15 protein-coding genes are annotated in these 12,672 nt (G+C 57.6%); 10 read left to right on the top strand and 5 right to left on the bottom strand.

Going from position 1 to position 12,672, the window contains the following annotated elements; translation table 11 throughout:
• Window positions 1-23: 23 nt before the first annotated feature.
• From sufC to AR456_RS13065, 5 genes are all read left to right on the top strand, one after another.
• The gene (sufC, locus tag AR456_RS13085) at window positions 24-776 is read left to right on the top strand and encodes a Fe-S cluster assembly ATPase SufC (RefSeq protein WP_021818932.1); all 753 of its coding nucleotides are present in this window, start codon (window positions 24-26) and stop codon (window positions 774-776) included.
• Entirely contained in the window at window positions 773-2,119 is a 1,347-nt protein-coding gene (gene sufD / locus AR456_RS13080; protein ID WP_021818933.1) for a Fe-S cluster assembly protein SufD, read from the top strand. Before sufC ends, sufD begins: the two co-directional genes overlap by 4 nt.
• A 3-nt stretch (window positions 2,120-2,122) precedes the next feature.
• Window positions 2,123-3,364 (top strand): cysteine desulfurase, encoded by a 1,242-nt coding sequence (locus AR456_RS13075; protein WP_021818934.1) that lies wholly within the window; start codon window positions 2,123-2,125, stop codon window positions 3,362-3,364.
• A gap of 15 nt (window positions 3,365-3,379) precedes the next feature.
• Window positions 3,380-3,952 carry a putative Fe-S cluster assembly protein SufT gene (gene sufT, locus AR456_RS13070; RefSeq protein WP_021818935.1) on the top strand — a complete coding sequence of 191 codons (573 nt, stop codon included), beginning with the start codon at window positions 3,380-3,382 and terminating at the stop codon, window positions 3,950-3,952.
• A gap of 135 nt (window positions 3,953-4,087) precedes the next feature.
• On the top strand, window positions 4,088-5,023 hold the full coding sequence (locus AR456_RS13065) for a SanA/YdcF family protein (protein ID WP_021818937.1): 936 nt from the start codon (window positions 4,088-4,090) through the stop codon (window positions 5,021-5,023).
• Here the strand turns inward: AR456_RS13065 and AR456_RS13060 are convergent.
• The 4 genes from AR456_RS13060 to AR456_RS13045 form a co-directional block, all read right to left on the bottom strand.
• On the bottom strand, window positions 4,999-5,481 hold the full coding sequence (locus AR456_RS13060) for a hypothetical protein (RefSeq protein ID WP_021818938.1): 483 nt from the start codon (window positions 5,479-5,481) through the stop codon (window positions 4,999-5,001). The genes AR456_RS13065 and AR456_RS13060 overlap by 25 nt on opposite strands.
• Window positions 5,482-5,638: 157 nt before the next feature.
• Entirely contained in the window at window positions 5,639-6,553 is a 915-nt protein-coding gene (gene rimK, locus AR456_RS13055; RefSeq protein WP_021818939.1) for a 30S ribosomal protein S6--L-glutamate ligase, read from the bottom strand.
• Window positions 6,554-6,702: 149 nt separating this feature from the next.
• Entirely contained in the window at window positions 6,703-7,140 is a 438-nt protein-coding gene (locus tag AR456_RS13050; RefSeq protein WP_021818940.1) for an ATP-dependent zinc protease family protein, read from the bottom strand.
• Window positions 7,141-7,206: 66 nt separating this feature from the next.
• Window positions 7,207-8,256, bottom strand: coding sequence for a DUF3549 family protein (locus tag AR456_RS13045; protein ID WP_021818941.1), 1,050 nt, complete (start codon window positions 8,254-8,256; stop codon window positions 7,207-7,209).
• 443 nt (window positions 8,257-8,699) lie between these two features.
• On the opposite strand from AR456_RS13045, the gene AR456_RS13040 reads away from it, so the two are divergent.
• The 5 genes from AR456_RS13040 (at window position 8,700) to AR456_RS13020 (ending at window position 11,944) form a co-directional block, all read left to right on the top strand.
• On the top strand, window positions 8,700-9,461 hold the full coding sequence (locus tag AR456_RS13040) for an amino acid ABC transporter substrate-binding protein (RefSeq protein WP_021818942.1): 762 nt from the start codon (window positions 8,700-8,702) through the stop codon (window positions 9,459-9,461).
• 18 nt (window positions 9,462-9,479) lie between these two features.
• Window positions 9,480-10,154, top strand: a complete 675-nt coding sequence (locus tag AR456_RS13035; RefSeq protein ID WP_021818943.1) for an amino acid ABC transporter permease — start codon at window positions 9,480-9,482, stop codon at window positions 10,152-10,154.
• Window positions 10,151-10,906: an amino acid ABC transporter ATP-binding protein gene (locus tag AR456_RS13030; RefSeq protein WP_021818944.1), complete on the top strand. Its 756-nt coding sequence runs from the start codon at window positions 10,151-10,153 to the stop codon at window positions 10,904-10,906. The genes AR456_RS13035 and AR456_RS13030 overlap by 4 nt, the downstream gene beginning before the upstream one ends.
• A 174-nt stretch (window positions 10,907-11,080) precedes the next feature.
• Complete coding sequence (locus tag AR456_RS13025; protein ID WP_021818945.1) at window positions 11,081-11,425, top strand: YqcC family protein; 345 nt, start codon at window positions 11,081-11,083, stop codon at window positions 11,423-11,425.
• 18 nt (window positions 11,426-11,443) lie between these two features.
• Window positions 11,444-11,944 (top strand): gamma-glutamylcyclotransferase family protein, encoded by a 501-nt coding sequence (locus AR456_RS13020; protein WP_021818946.1) that lies wholly within the window; start codon window positions 11,444-11,446, stop codon window positions 11,942-11,944.
• A gap of 84 nt (window positions 11,945-12,028) precedes the next feature.
• Here the strand turns inward: AR456_RS13020 and AR456_RS13015 are convergent, their stop codons facing one another.
• Window positions 12,029-12,670 carry an OmpW/AlkL family protein gene (locus AR456_RS13015; RefSeq protein WP_021818947.1) on the bottom strand — a complete coding sequence of 214 codons (642 nt, stop codon included), beginning with the start codon at window positions 12,668-12,670 and terminating at the stop codon, window positions 12,029-12,031.
• Window positions 12,671-12,672: the final 2 nt, after the last annotated feature.

The following is a 12,672-nucleotide window of genomic DNA, read 5'->3' as shown; positions in this document are numbered from 1 at the left end:
AGACCAAGTCAAAGGTAGGCAAGATGCTCGAAGTCAAGGATCTGCACGTCACGGTCGAGGGTTCCGAGATCCTCAAGGGGCTCACCCTGACCATCAACCCTGGTGAAGTTCACGCCATCATGGGGCCGAACGGCGCCGGAAAGTCGACGCTGTCTGCGGTGATTGCCGGCAAGGATGGCTACGAGGTGACGTCCGGTAGTATCACCTTCGAAGGTCGTGATGTACTGGAGATGGAAGTCGAGGAGCGTGCTCAGGCGGGGCTGTTGCTTGGTTTCCAGTACCCGGTGGAAATTCCTGGGGTCAAGAACATCTATCTGCTCAAGGCGGCGCTGAACGCGCAGCGTGAAGCGCGCGGCGAGAGCGAGATTCCGGCACCGGAGTTCATGAAGCTGATCAAGGAGAAGGTGGCGTTCATGAAGATGGACACCAGCTTCCTGCAGCGCGCGGTCAATGAAGGCTTCTCCGGTGGTGAGAAGAAGCGTAACGAGATCCTGCAGATGCTGGTGCTGCAGCCAAGGCTCGCCATGCTCGACGAGATTGACTCCGGTCTCGACATCGATGCCATGAAAGTCGTTGCCGATGGCGTCAACTCATTGCGCAGTGAAGATCGCGGCATTCTGTTGGTGACTCACTATCAACGTCTGCTCGATTACATCGTGCCTGACAAGGTGCATGTGCTGGTGGCTGGCCGTATCGTCAAGAGCGGTGGCGCCGAGCTGGCACATGAACTCGAATCCCGTGGCTACGACTGGGTCGTTGAGGAGCCCGCGGCATGAGTGAAGTGCAAGTCTTTCTCGACCGCCTCGCTGAGCGTAATGCCGAGCGCGGTAGTGAGCCAACCTGGATCGCCGCGCGCCGCCAGGCGGGAGCCGCTCGTTTCGAAGCAATGGGCTTTCCTCATCGTCGCATCGAGCAGTGGAAGTACACTGACGTACGGGCGATCAGTCGTGGAGACTTCCAACTGGCAGACAACGCCGAGTTCTCCCCAGCTACGGCGGCGGCACTCGGCCTGCCGCTCGAGGCTTACCGGCTGACCTTTGTCGATGGCGTATTCTCCAGCAGCCTGTCGGATCTTGCCGAACTGCCCAGTGGCCTCAGTGTACAGCCGCTTTCTCAAGCGCTGGCCGAGAACCATGAAGCAGTGGGAGGGCCGCTCGGACGCCTGACCGGTGTCGAGTTCTCAGCGTTCTCTGCACTCAACACGGCTTTCTTCGAAGAAGGGGCATTGGTGCGTCTGGCGCCCGGCACAGTGGTGGAGAAGCCGATTGTGCTGCAGTTCCTGTCGCGTCACGGTGAAACTCCGGTGATGAGCCACCCGCGTATTCTGGTCGAGGCCGGAGGGCGCAGTGAAGCGACCATTGTCGAGCACCATATCGGTGAGGTGGAAGCCGCCAACTTCACCAATCTGGTCGCGGAAATCATGCTCGATCGCGGGGCCATCCTGGCGCATTACAAGCTGATGGAGTCGCCCGAGCAGGATCTGCATATTGCGAGTATCCATATCGAACAGGCACGTGATTCGCGCTATACCTCCTTCAACCTGACGCTGGGTGGCGGGTTGGTTCGCAACGATCTGGTCACAGACCTCAATGGTCAGGGGGCTGAGGCCACCTTCAATGGTCTGTTCCACGGTCGTAATCGTCAGCATGTGGATAACCACACTCTGGCGAATCACAACGCGCCGCACACCTATTCCCGTGAGAACTACAAGGGCATTCTCGATGATCGTGCCCATGGCGTGTTCAACGGCAAGGTGATCGTCAAGCGTGACAGTCAGAAGATCGAGGCTGAGCAGAGTAACGCCAACCTGTTGCTGTCTGATCGTGCTCAGATCGATACCAAGCCTGAGCTCGAGATCTATGCCGATGACGTCAAGTGCTCCCATGGAGCGACGACGGGGCAGTTGGACGAAGATGCAGTATTCGCTCTGCGGACTCGTGGCCTGGACGAGGCTACGGCGCGTGGTCTGCTGACATTGGCCTTTGCCGGTGAGGTGATGGATCAGGTCGATCTGGATGTGATTGCCGAACGTGTCGAGCTGACCGTTGCTGGCAAGTTGCCGGAACGCTTCAATCTGGCGGGGTTGGTTCAGGCTGCCGTTGCCCTGAACGAGGATTGAGTGATGACCAACTTCAGCGATCTACTGCTGGACGTGGCTCGGGTTCGTAGTGAGTTCCCGATCCTCGAACGCGAAGTACATGGTAAGCCGCTGGTGTATCTCGATAACGCCGCGACGTGCCAGACCCCGCAGTCGGTCATCGATACCTTCGATGACTACTACCGTCAGATGAATTCCAATATTCATCGTGGCCTGCATAGCCTGGCTGACGAGGCCACTGCGGCGTTCGAAAACGCACGGGAGACAGTGCGCGGGTATATCAATGCTGGCGAGAGCCGCGAGGTGATCTTTACCCGCGGCACGACCGAGGCGCTCAATCTCGTTGCCCAGAGTTGGGGGCGTGCGAACCTCGCTGCCGGTGATGAGGTGCTGATCTCTCACCTGGAGCACCATTCCAACATCGTGCCCTGGCAGCTGCTCGCGGCGGAGCGTGGATTTACCATCAAGGTGATTCCGGTTGATGAGCGTGGTGTGCTGGATATGGATGCCTATCGCGATCTGCTCAATGAGCGTACGCGACTGGTTGCGGTCAATCATGTCTCCAATGCGCTGGGTACGATCAATCCGGTCAAGGAGATGGCGAGCCTTGCTCATCAGCATGGTGCCTTGATCCTGATCGATGGCGCTCAGGCGGCACCGCACCTGGCGATTGATGTTCAGGATCTTGGTGCTGACTTCTACGCTCTGTCGGCGCACAAGGTCTACGGACCGACGGGGGCCGGTGCACTCTATGGCCGTGCGGAACTGCTTGAGGAGATGCCGCCATGGCAGGGCGGCGGTGAGATGATCGCTTCGGTATCCTTTGAGGTGCCGACGACTTTTGCTGCTATCCCGCACAAGTTCGAGGCTGGTACTCCGGCGATTGCCGAGGTGGTGGCTTTCGGTCGCGCCATCGAATGGGTCAATCGCATTGGTCTGGCGCATATCGCTGCATGGGAAAGCCGTTTGCTCGAGCATGCCACCAGCGCCGTGTCGACGATCGATGGGCTGAGGATAATCGGTACCGCACCGCAGAAGGCGGGCGTGTTGTCTTTCGTGGTGGATGGTGCTCACAGCCAGGATATCGGCCTGTTGATCGACCAATTCGGAGTGGCCATTCGCACCGGACACCACTGTGCGCAGCCGCTGTTGGCTCGGATGGGGGTGGATGCAACCTGCCGTGCCTCCTTTGCGGCGTATAACACCCCTGAAGAGGTCGATGTCTTCGTCGACGGGCTCCGCCACGTCATCAACATGTTGCGCTGATAATCAGGGAGTGTCATGAGCGACAACGAACAGATCGCGCAGCTCAGCAAAGGCCAGCAGCTGCCTCTGCAGCGCGATGTCGATGCGATCTCGATTCCTTTCGGCAAGACCATCACGCTTGACGAGGACAGTATTGTCAGCGTGATGCAGGCCAAGGGCAGTAGTGTCAGTGTCGCTTTCGAGGGGCGCCTCTATTTGATCGAGGGAGCCAATTTCGATGCTCTGGGGTTGGAGTCGTTGCCACGACCGACGCTATCGCTGGATGCCAGTGAGGAGCAGATCGAACAATTTGTCTGGGATCAACTGAGAACTTGTTTCGATCCTGAGATCCCGGTGAATATTGTCGATCTGGGGCTGGTCTATGGCTGTCGGATCGAACGTCTGATCAGCGGCGAGAGAATCGTCACCATCCGCATGACACTGACCGCTCCCGGTTGTGGCATGGGGGACGTGATCGCGGCGGATGCGCGCAACAAGATTCTTGGCGCGCCGCAGATCGCTCGAGTCCATACCGAGATTGTCTTCGATCCTCCCTGGAGTCGTGAGATGATGTCGGATGAGGCCAAGCTCGAGCTGGGCATGTTCTAGATGATGCTGAGAGGAAAAGCCGTATAGCGGCTTATCACGAGGCTAGCGTCCTGCGGCGGCTCGACGTGGGGCGCGTCACGGGGCAGTATAACTTTGCTCAAGGCCCGCTGATTTCGCCGCTTGAATGGGAGCACCATGCGCGAGTCGCTCAATACGTATTTCAAACGCTTGCTGCTCGTGGCCGGCAGTCTGGTGCTATTGCTTGCAGTCATACTTGTTGCCGCCAACCTGTGGGTGGTCAGCAGTACGCGTGAGCGTATTGCTGCACTGGCATCATGTCCACCCCAGCGCATCGGAGTTGTCTTCGGTACCTCCCACTGGACTCGCAGTGGTGAGCGTAATCCGCACTTCGAGGGGCGTATGCAGGCGGCTGCGGAGCTGATGCGTGATCGGCGCCTCGAGCATTTACTGGTTTCCGGTGACAACGCTACCCGGTATTACAACGAACCCATCACCATGTGGCGGGACCTGCGCGAGCGTGGTGTGCGTACCGTCGATATGACACTGGATTACGCTGGGTTCAGTACCTTTGATACCCTGGTAAGGGCACGTGACGTGTTCGGCGTGGAAAAGGCTGTGCTCATCACTCAGGCATGGCATCTGCCTCGTGCATTGTTCATTGCCGATGCGCTGGGTATCGAGGCTGTGGGGTGTGCTGCGCCGCAGTTACCCGCGGATGCCATGTGGCTGTTGCTGATTCGCGAGTGGATGGCGCGAGTGGCAACCATTGGTGATCTCTATCTTTGGCAGCGGGAGCCACGGTTTCTGGGGCCAAAAGAACCCCTGCAGATTGTGCCTTTGATCAAGGTGGCGGCCGATCAGCCGAGTTCGGGCGAGCCACTCCCGGAAAGGGGAGTGCTTGTCGACGACCTATCGGCAGGGCAGCTGGAGGACGGACCAGTGCCGCTTGGAAAGCTGATTGACCCGCTGCTGACGCCAGCGTCAAGAGACGCTGGCAGAACGAAGATGCCAGAGTCGACCGATGAGGCGCCAGAACCGAGCCTTGAGCAGGATGCGCCGGCTGAGGAACCAGGCTGGTGGCCTGATCAGCGACGCCGTGTGCGAGATTGACGCTGCTGGGCCTTTTTCGGTGTAGTTTCCTTCTGTAACTGATATAGCTCACGGATCAGTGAGCGACAGCCTTTCCACACTTCCTCGATCACCGGTTCAATCGCATTCGGCAACGGGTGAGTGAATAGTGTCGACAGCGCCTGCATCAGCACGCGCTCCTGCTCGAGCAGCTCGTTGATCAGTACCTGGGAGTCGTTGCCAACGAAGCTCTTCAATCGGCTCCACAGCCACATGTAGTCGTCGCGCTCGACATCTGCATCACGAGGCAGAAGGTCAAGATAGCGACGTGCCAGAGTCTGTAGTCTACGCATCGACTTCTTGCGTGCCTCGAAGTGAGGCTCAAGGGAATCGCGCAGCGACGGGCGCAGGCGCTCAAGATTGTCCTGGAAATAGTCGATGCTATCGGCCAACGCTTCCAGCAGGCTGTCCATCGCCACCTGGCGATTATCGAGAAACATGCGCGTCACCTCCTACGGTGACGCAAATTGTGGGGCCCTTGCACGAGATTTGCCACCCCCAAAGTGGCAAATATTTGTGATTCAGGGCCCTTCGCCATATATGTCGTCGCCTCGGAGGACCTCCGAGGCGAAAGGTAGCAGCGAGCAGAGGGGGTATTCAGCCCTTGGGCTTGGCCGGCGGGCGCCGGCGAGGACCGCTAACGGCCGCTTTTTCGAGGTGTTCGATGACCATGCCGGCGATATCCTTGCCGGTTGCACTCTCGATTCCCTGTAGACCAGGAGAGGAGTTGACTTCCATGACCACCGGGCCGTGGTTGGAGCGCAACAGATCGACACCGGCCACGCGCAGGCCCATGGCCTTGGCGGCACGAATCGCGGTAGAGCGTTCCTCGGGGGTAATGCGTATCACGCTGGCGCTACCACCGCGATGCAGGTTGGAACGGAATTCACCTTCGGCTGCCTGGCGTTTCATCGAGGCCACGACCTTGTCGCCAATCACGAAACAGCGGATATCGGCTCCCTTGGCTTCCTTGATGAACTCCTGGACCATGATGTTGGCCTTCATGCCCATAAAGGCCTGAATGACTGACTCCGCGGCCTGGTTGGTTTCCGCCAGCACTACGCCGATACCTTGCGTGCCCTCGAGAAGCTTGATGACAAGAGGAGCGCCACGAACCATGGTTATCAGGTCAGGAATATCGTCTGGTGAATGAGCGAAGCCGGTCACCGGCAGGCCAATGCCCTTGCGTGACAGCAGCTGCAGTGAGCGCAGCTTGTCACGCGAACGAGTGATGCCGACGCTATCGTTGAGCACCGGGATGTTCATCATCTCGAACTGACGCAGCACTGCGCACCCGTAGAAGGTGACCGAAGAGCCGATACGAGGGATTACGGCATCGAAAGGCTCCAGCTCCTCACCTTTGTAGTGAATCGACGGGTGATGAGAGGCAATGCTCATGTAGCAACGCAGAGTGTCCACAACCCGAGCGGTATGGCCCCGTTGTTCTGCGGCTTCCACCAGGCGGCGAGTGGAATAGAGGTTGCGATTGCGGGACAGCAGTGCGATGTGCATGGGCGTGTCTCCTGACAGCAGAGTGGAAGGCCATTGGCGCGGCGACGCCTGTATTTGTGGAAATCAATCGACCTGAACAGCTTGTCGCCGTCATGCCTGTAGGGGGCCGATCAGTTGTGTCTAGTTGTGATATGACTTGCCGCAATGCTTCACGGCTCACCGTGCAGGAAGGCGACACCGGGAGCAACCAGCAGTCGTCTGAGGGCACGGCGTCCCAGGAGTATGGGGTGGCGCATGTTACTTCGGTCAGTCAACGACAGTTCCACAGGAAATTCCAGATCACCCAACTGCAGGCGAGTGCGAACGATATAGCGCCATTCGGACTGGCCGTTGGAGCTGGTAACTCGGCGGCGATCATGGAGGTGCATTCGGTAGCTGTGTGCTGGGCTGTCGGGTCCCCCGCTGCGAGTGACAAAGCTGACCCACAGGATCTCATCCTCTTCAAAGGATTCGATGTCCTCGGCATGTAATGCCGAGGTGCGGGCCCCGGTATCAACCTTGGCGCAGAGGTGGAGATGAAGTTCCGGAAGAATCACCATTTCACGGCGTCCGACGACGGCTCTGGCCTGGTAGGGCAGCTCCTTCATGACATTCTCCTTGTCGTGCCATCCGCACTCATATTCATATTGTTGAATTGAGTTCGGTGGCCGGACTCAACCTTCTTCACGCCTGGTCTTGCCAACAGTCACTGCTGTCAGGCGTTTGCCAATCGGTGAATCATTGCTCGCCTGACGCAGTATCATCAGCACAGGCAGGCGTAGGCGAGGTATCAGTGCCAGGTCTCTCACCAGGGCGAGGAAATCCGCCTGTTCACTGCTGGCGACTCGCTCCAGGTAGCAGGGCAGGCGTTGCTCATGTTCGAGGTGCTCCCAGCCACGAGCCGCCATAGCGGCCAGGACATCGGGTCCGCAGGCATTGGCGTCGGCCAATAGTTCATCCAGCCAGACGCCAACCTCCTCGCGCGGTCCTCCAGAAATGGCGCGAACACAGGCACATAGACTTTCCAGGTCGCCATCTTGTGCCGCTGTTTCACCTCGTTGACGCAGCGCTTCAACCACAACTGAATCAATGCTGACATTCTCTAGACAGTAGCATAGTGGCAACAGGACCTCGTTGTGCAGAGTCGGGACTATTCTGGCCAACTCGGTCATGTGATCACTGCTCAGGCGCACCGCATAATCAGCGATACCCTGAAGCCCCAGTGCCTTCCAATCGATACTGGCCTGGCCGCTGAGGTAGTCCTCCACTGGCTCAAGGTGTTCACTGGCGGGCATGCCTGCATCTGCACAGGCACGTGCATGCAGCATCGCCTGAAAAGGCAGTGCGGGTGTGAAGGCCAGTGGGTTGTCCTTCATCAGGTTGTTGATATCTGCGGATGACTGGCTCTCTATTGCCTCGCTGCTCTGCCCCAGAGTCAGTAACAACCGTTCGAGAAAGGCATCGCGCTGAGCAGGATCGAGGTGACCTTGCTCATCCAGTGGAAGTGCCAGAAACCAGATCAAGGGGTCCTGCATTTCTCCGAGGCGAAAGACCATGGCTAGACGAGCCTTGCCCTGCCAGGGAGCGGGCCATGGGCTGATACCCTTTTCGAACTCGGCCAGTACCTCGCGCTCACAGGGCTCTACGCGACGCCCTATATGGTAAAGACGCAGCTCGGCATGGCACAGATTGAAGAAGTCGTGAAGGCTGTGAATGGGTTGCATGGCACCTCCCTTGATGACGGACGCACTCTACATGGCAGATGAGGGAGTGTCAGCCGTTGATGAGGAAAAAATATGCTGAACTGGTCAAATCTTGAGCAATACTCTCCAGTGGGCATTGGCTCTTGGCTTCAGCGACATGTCCAAGGTTTATCCACAGGGACGTTCAGGAGATCTGTGAATGTTTTCTGACAGCCTGGGGATAGTTCTGGTGCCTGGTTGGTGTGGCTGCTGAGATGGCCTGTGAGCACGAGAGGTCTGATAGTTTCGTTGCATTGAAACAACCAACGGAATTTACTCGGCGTGTTCAATCAATATGGAATATAATACAGTCCACTTATTCCATAAGTTACTTAAAGTGCCCGAGTCTCGGTAGCACGACTCGAGGACGATACACCGAACCTGGATTCATCAAACAGGAATTCCAGAAAATCAGGGAGTTGCTCATGCGCCGTCAATTGGCAGTAGCACTGATCTCCGCAGGCATGGTCACTTTTGCCGCCAATGCCCAGGCTGAGGACACACTCAAGGTCGGCATGTCGGGAGGCTATTTCCCGTTTACTTTCGTCGAGCAGGACAAGCTTCAGGGGTTTGAGGTCGACGTCATGGAAGCCGTGGGTGAAGAGATGGGGGTCGATGTCGAGTTCATCACTGCCAGTTTCTCTGGACTGTTCGGCATGCTCGAGTCAGGTCGAGTCGATACCATTGCCAATCAGATCACCATCACCGATGAGCGCGAACAGAAGTATCTGTTCACTGACCCTTATGTCTATGACGGTGCTCAGGTAGTAGTGAAACGCGGTAATGAAGAGATTCAGGGTGTCGAGGATCTGGTCGGCAAGACCGTTGCCGTCAATCTGGGTTCCAACTATGAACAACTGCTGCGTGAGCTGCCCTATGCCGACGAGATCGACATTCGTACTTATGACAGCAACATCGAGCAGGATACCGCTCTAGGCCGTGTCGACGCTTTCGTCATGGACCGTGTCAGCGCCTCGCAGGTGATCAAGGATAAACCGCTACCGTTGCAACTGGCTGGTCAGCCATTCTCCGAAATTCATAATGCGCTGCCATTCCGTCAGAACAGTGAAGCACTGCGTGATGAGGTCAATGCCGCATTACGGACGCTGCGCGATAACGGCACGCTCAGCGAGATTTCACAGCAGTGGTTCGGCGCGGATATCACCACGACCGATACCGCAAACTGAACCCTGACTGGTTGACTGATGGATATCCTCAACGTCGACTATATGGTCGGCCTGGTGCCGGTATTATTGAGCTACCTGCCGCTGACGCTTTCCATGGCAGTGGCTGGCATGGTGCTGGCACTGGTGCTTGCGTGTGCTCTGGCGGTGATCCGGGTGCTGAGACTGCCGGTGTTGAATGGCATTACCATGCTGTTCATCTCGTTCTTTCGCGGTACGCCACTGCTGGTGCAGCTATTCCTGTTCTATTATGGCTTGCCGCAAGTGCTGTCCTTTCTGACGGCGATCAATGGCGTCACCGCTACCATCATGGGGCTGACACTGCACTTCTCTGCCTATATGGCTGAGTCCATTCGTGCCGCGATTATCGGCATCGACCGCAGCCAGACTGAAGCGGCCCTGTCGATCGGTATGACCAATGGACAGTTGATGCGGCGTATCGTCTTGCCGCAGGCGGCGCGTATCGCGGCTCCTACGCTGATGAACTACTTCATCGATATGATCAAGGCGACCTCGCTGGCCTTTACGCTCGGCGTGACCGAGTTGATGGGGGCTACTCAGAAAGAGGCATCCGGCAGTTTCCTGTACTTCGAGGCCTTCATCACCGTAGCGGTGATCTACTGGGCGATTGTTGAATTGCTGGCCTGGCTGCAGCGCCGACTCGAACACCGACTGAACGAGGCTTATCGTCGATGATCAAGGTGCGTAATCTGGTCAAGCAATTCGGCAATACGCGGGTGCTGGATGGCATCGATCTGGAGATCCAGAAGGGTGAGATCATTGTGGTGATCGGCCCGTCTGGTACCGGAAAATCGACCCTGCTGCGGTGCCTGAATTTTCTCGAGCAACCCGACGCTGGTCAGTTGCAGATCGGTGATATTGATGTCGATATGAATACGGCGACTCGGCAGCAGATTCTGGCGGTGCGTCGACATACTGCTTTTGTCTTCCAGAACTATGCGCTGTTCGCCAACAAGACAGCGCTGGAGAACATCACCGAACGGCTGATTGTGGTGGATCGTTGGCCGGAGGAGAAGGCTCGGGAACTGGCGCACCGAATCCTTGAACGCGTTGGACTTTCCGACAAGGCTGATGCCTGGCCGGCCTCGTTGTCCGGCGGTCAGCAGCAGCGCGTTGGCATTGGCCGGGCCATGGCGGCTCAGGCAGAAGTGATTCTGTTCGACGAGCCGACCTCTTCTCTCGATCCAGAGTGGGTTGGCGAGGTGTTGAGCGTGATGAAAGCCCTCGCCGAGGAGCGGCAGACCATGTTGGTGGTCACCCATGAAATGAGGTTTGCACATGACGTTGCCGACAGAGTCATCTTCATGGACGGTGGCAGCATCGTTGAGCAGGGGCCGCCTTCCCAATTGTTTCAGGAGCCGCGTGATCCTCGAACCCGCAATTTCCTGCGCAAGGTACTGCCTGAAAGCAATCTGAACGATGGTTGAACGGACTGCGCAGAGTTTGGCAGCGGGGATGGCAGGGTAGGGCTGGAACGCGTAGGGCTGGAACGCGTAGTGCTGAATGGGAAGCGCTGGAATGGGGCACGCTGGAAAGGGTGGTCGGCGCCGGCTCTGCGCGCGACAATAGTGTGACATTCCTGCAATAGAACCGGAGCCGAGATGTCGGATCAAGCCGAGGTATATGATGAGCTCGCGGCTGCGTTGCGAGAGCTCGAGGCGACCATGCGCGCCACCAATCTATGGCGTATGGAAGAGCCAGAGGCACGAGCTTTCAATAGTCAGCAGCCGTTCTGTATCGACACCATGAGCATGCCACAGTGGCTGCGATACATCTTTATCGCACGCTTGCAGATTCTGGTGGACAATCGGGCACCGTTACCGGCGAGCTGCGATGTTGCTCCAGCAGTGGATGCCTGGTTGATTCAGGACGGCGCGGGTGCTCAGGATCGAGCGTTGATGAAGAAGGTTGTCGAGGACATCGACCGCTTGGTGACGCATAACTGATCATACCCGGGGAGTTGCATGAGCTGGTACTTTGCCTACGGCAGCAATATGAATGAGGCTCGAGTGCATGCCCGCATTGGTGCGGTGCGCAGGGCCGTTCCGGGAGTACTGGAAGGTTATTGCTTGAGCTTCAACAAGGCGTCTCAGGTTGCGGGAGTCGCCCATGCCAATGTGGTGCCCTGTGTGGGGCAGCGTGTGGAAGGGGCGCTCTTCGAGCTGAATGCAGAGGATCAGATTCTCGCCATGGACCCTTTTGAAGGCTATCCCGTCGAGTACAATCGCCACTGGTTGCCGATAAATGTTGATACCGATGTGGTCTCTGCCTGGGTGTACATCGCTACGGCAGGGCGCGTAGCGGATGCTCTCAAGCCGGCGCGAGAATACCTCGACCACCTGCTGGCAGGAGAGGCCTTCCTCAGTTCTGACTACCACCGTCAATTGGCGGCTGTAGAGGTTGTGGACGGATTGGACGACACGGCTCTGTTGAGGCTCGGCCTATCGCGGCAGTCTCCTCGCTGAGAAGAATCGCATCACCGAACGCATAACGCCCACTTGCAAGTGGGCGTTACTGTTTTCAGGGGGCTGATTCCAGGTGTGGGGAGATCAGAAGTAGAAACTGATACCGCCCATTACCACCACCGGGTCAATATCGACCTTGCCGATGTCGTTTCCGTCGAGCTCGACATCGCTGTCGATGTCGGCATAGGTGATGGAAGTGGTAGCTGCCCAGTGGTCGTTGATGATTAGATCGACGCCCACCTGGGCCGCGGCGCCCCAGGAATCGTCAAGCTCCAGGTCTGCTCCCTTGATCTCGATGTCTTCGTTTGAGAAGTGGGTGTAGTTGACCCCCAGACCAAGGAACGGCTGCACACGTGAATCCAGACCACCCAGTGGATAGTACTGCAGAGTCAGAGTCGGCGGCAGGCTGTCAGTGCTGGCACCAATATGGCTGCCGTCGCCAGCAGTCAGGCTGATATCATGATCGAAGGGTGAAGCCGCCAGTAGCTCAACGCCGAACTTGTCATGGAAACGGTAGCCGAAGGTGAAGGCCACCCCATTATCTGAACTGACATCCGTTGATAGGGTGCCATGCACCAGGTCTCCGTTGTCGGAAGTTGGTGCTACTTTTGCGACTCCCGCGCGGGTGAAAAAGTCACCTTTGCCATAGGCAATGGCTTGGGAGCTGACCAGAGCCGATCCCGCAATGGCAGCAACCAGTAATGATGAAACGAGAGGGCGGCGCATGA

The sequence above is a fragment of the Halomonas huangheensis genome, from assembly GCF_001431725.1.
In the GTDB taxonomy this organism is placed as follows: Bacteria; Pseudomonadota; Gammaproteobacteria; order Pseudomonadales; family Halomonadaceae; genus Halomonas; species Halomonas huangheensis.
The sequence above is the reverse complement of the archived record's forward strand: the minus strand, read 5'-3'. Positions and strand labels throughout refer to the sequence as shown.

Excerpts from the sequence above, each read along its gene's own strand:
- AR456_RS13060 (WP_021818938.1), bottom strand. The coding sequence starts at position 5,481 with ATGTTTCTCGATAATCGCCAGGTGGCGATGGACAGCCTGCTGGAAGCG.
- AR456_RS13075 (WP_021818934.1), top strand. The coding sequence starts at position 2,123 with ATGACCAACTTCAGCGATCTACTGCTGGACGTGGCTCGGGTTCGTAGT.
- AR456_RS13030 (WP_021818944.1), top strand. The coding sequence starts at position 10,151 with ATGATCAAGGTGCGTAATCTGGTCAAGCAATTCGGCAATACGCGGGTG.
- AR456_RS13020 (WP_021818946.1), top strand. The coding sequence starts at position 11,444 with ATGAGCTGGTACTTTGCCTACGGCAGCAATATGAATGAGGCTCGAGTG.
- sufC (WP_021818932.1), top strand. The coding sequence starts at position 24 with ATGCTCGAAGTCAAGGATCTGCACGTCACGGTCGAGGGTTCCGAGATC.
- AR456_RS13050 (WP_021818940.1), bottom strand. The coding sequence starts at position 7,140 with ATGAAGGAGCTGCCCTACCAGGCCAGAGCCGTCGTCGGACGCCGTGAA.
- AR456_RS13035 (WP_021818943.1), top strand. The coding sequence starts at position 9,480 with ATGGATATCCTCAACGTCGACTATATGGTCGGCCTGGTGCCGGTATTA.
- AR456_RS13025 (WP_021818945.1), top strand. The coding sequence starts at position 11,081 with ATGTCGGATCAAGCCGAGGTATATGATGAGCTCGCGGCTGCGTTGCGA.
- AR456_RS13015 (WP_021818947.1), bottom strand. The coding sequence starts at position 12,670 with ATGCGCCGCCCTCTCGTTTCATCATTACTGGTTGCTGCCATTGCGGGA.
- rimK (WP_021818939.1), bottom strand. The coding sequence starts at position 6,553 with ATGCACATCGCACTGCTGTCCCGCAATCGCAACCTCTATTCCACTCGC.
- sufD (WP_021818933.1), top strand. The coding sequence starts at position 773 with ATGAGTGAAGTGCAAGTCTTTCTCGACCGCCTCGCTGAGCGTAATGCC.
- sufT (WP_021818935.1), top strand. The coding sequence starts at position 3,380 with ATGAGCGACAACGAACAGATCGCGCAGCTCAGCAAAGGCCAGCAGCTG.
- AR456_RS13045 (WP_021818941.1), bottom strand. The coding sequence starts at position 8,256 with ATGCAACCCATTCACAGCCTTCACGACTTCTTCAATCTGTGCCATGCC.
- AR456_RS13040 (WP_021818942.1), top strand. The coding sequence starts at position 8,700 with ATGCGCCGTCAATTGGCAGTAGCACTGATCTCCGCAGGCATGGTCACT.
- AR456_RS13065 (WP_021818937.1), top strand. The coding sequence starts at position 4,088 with ATGCGCGAGTCGCTCAATACGTATTTCAAACGCTTGCTGCTCGTGGCC.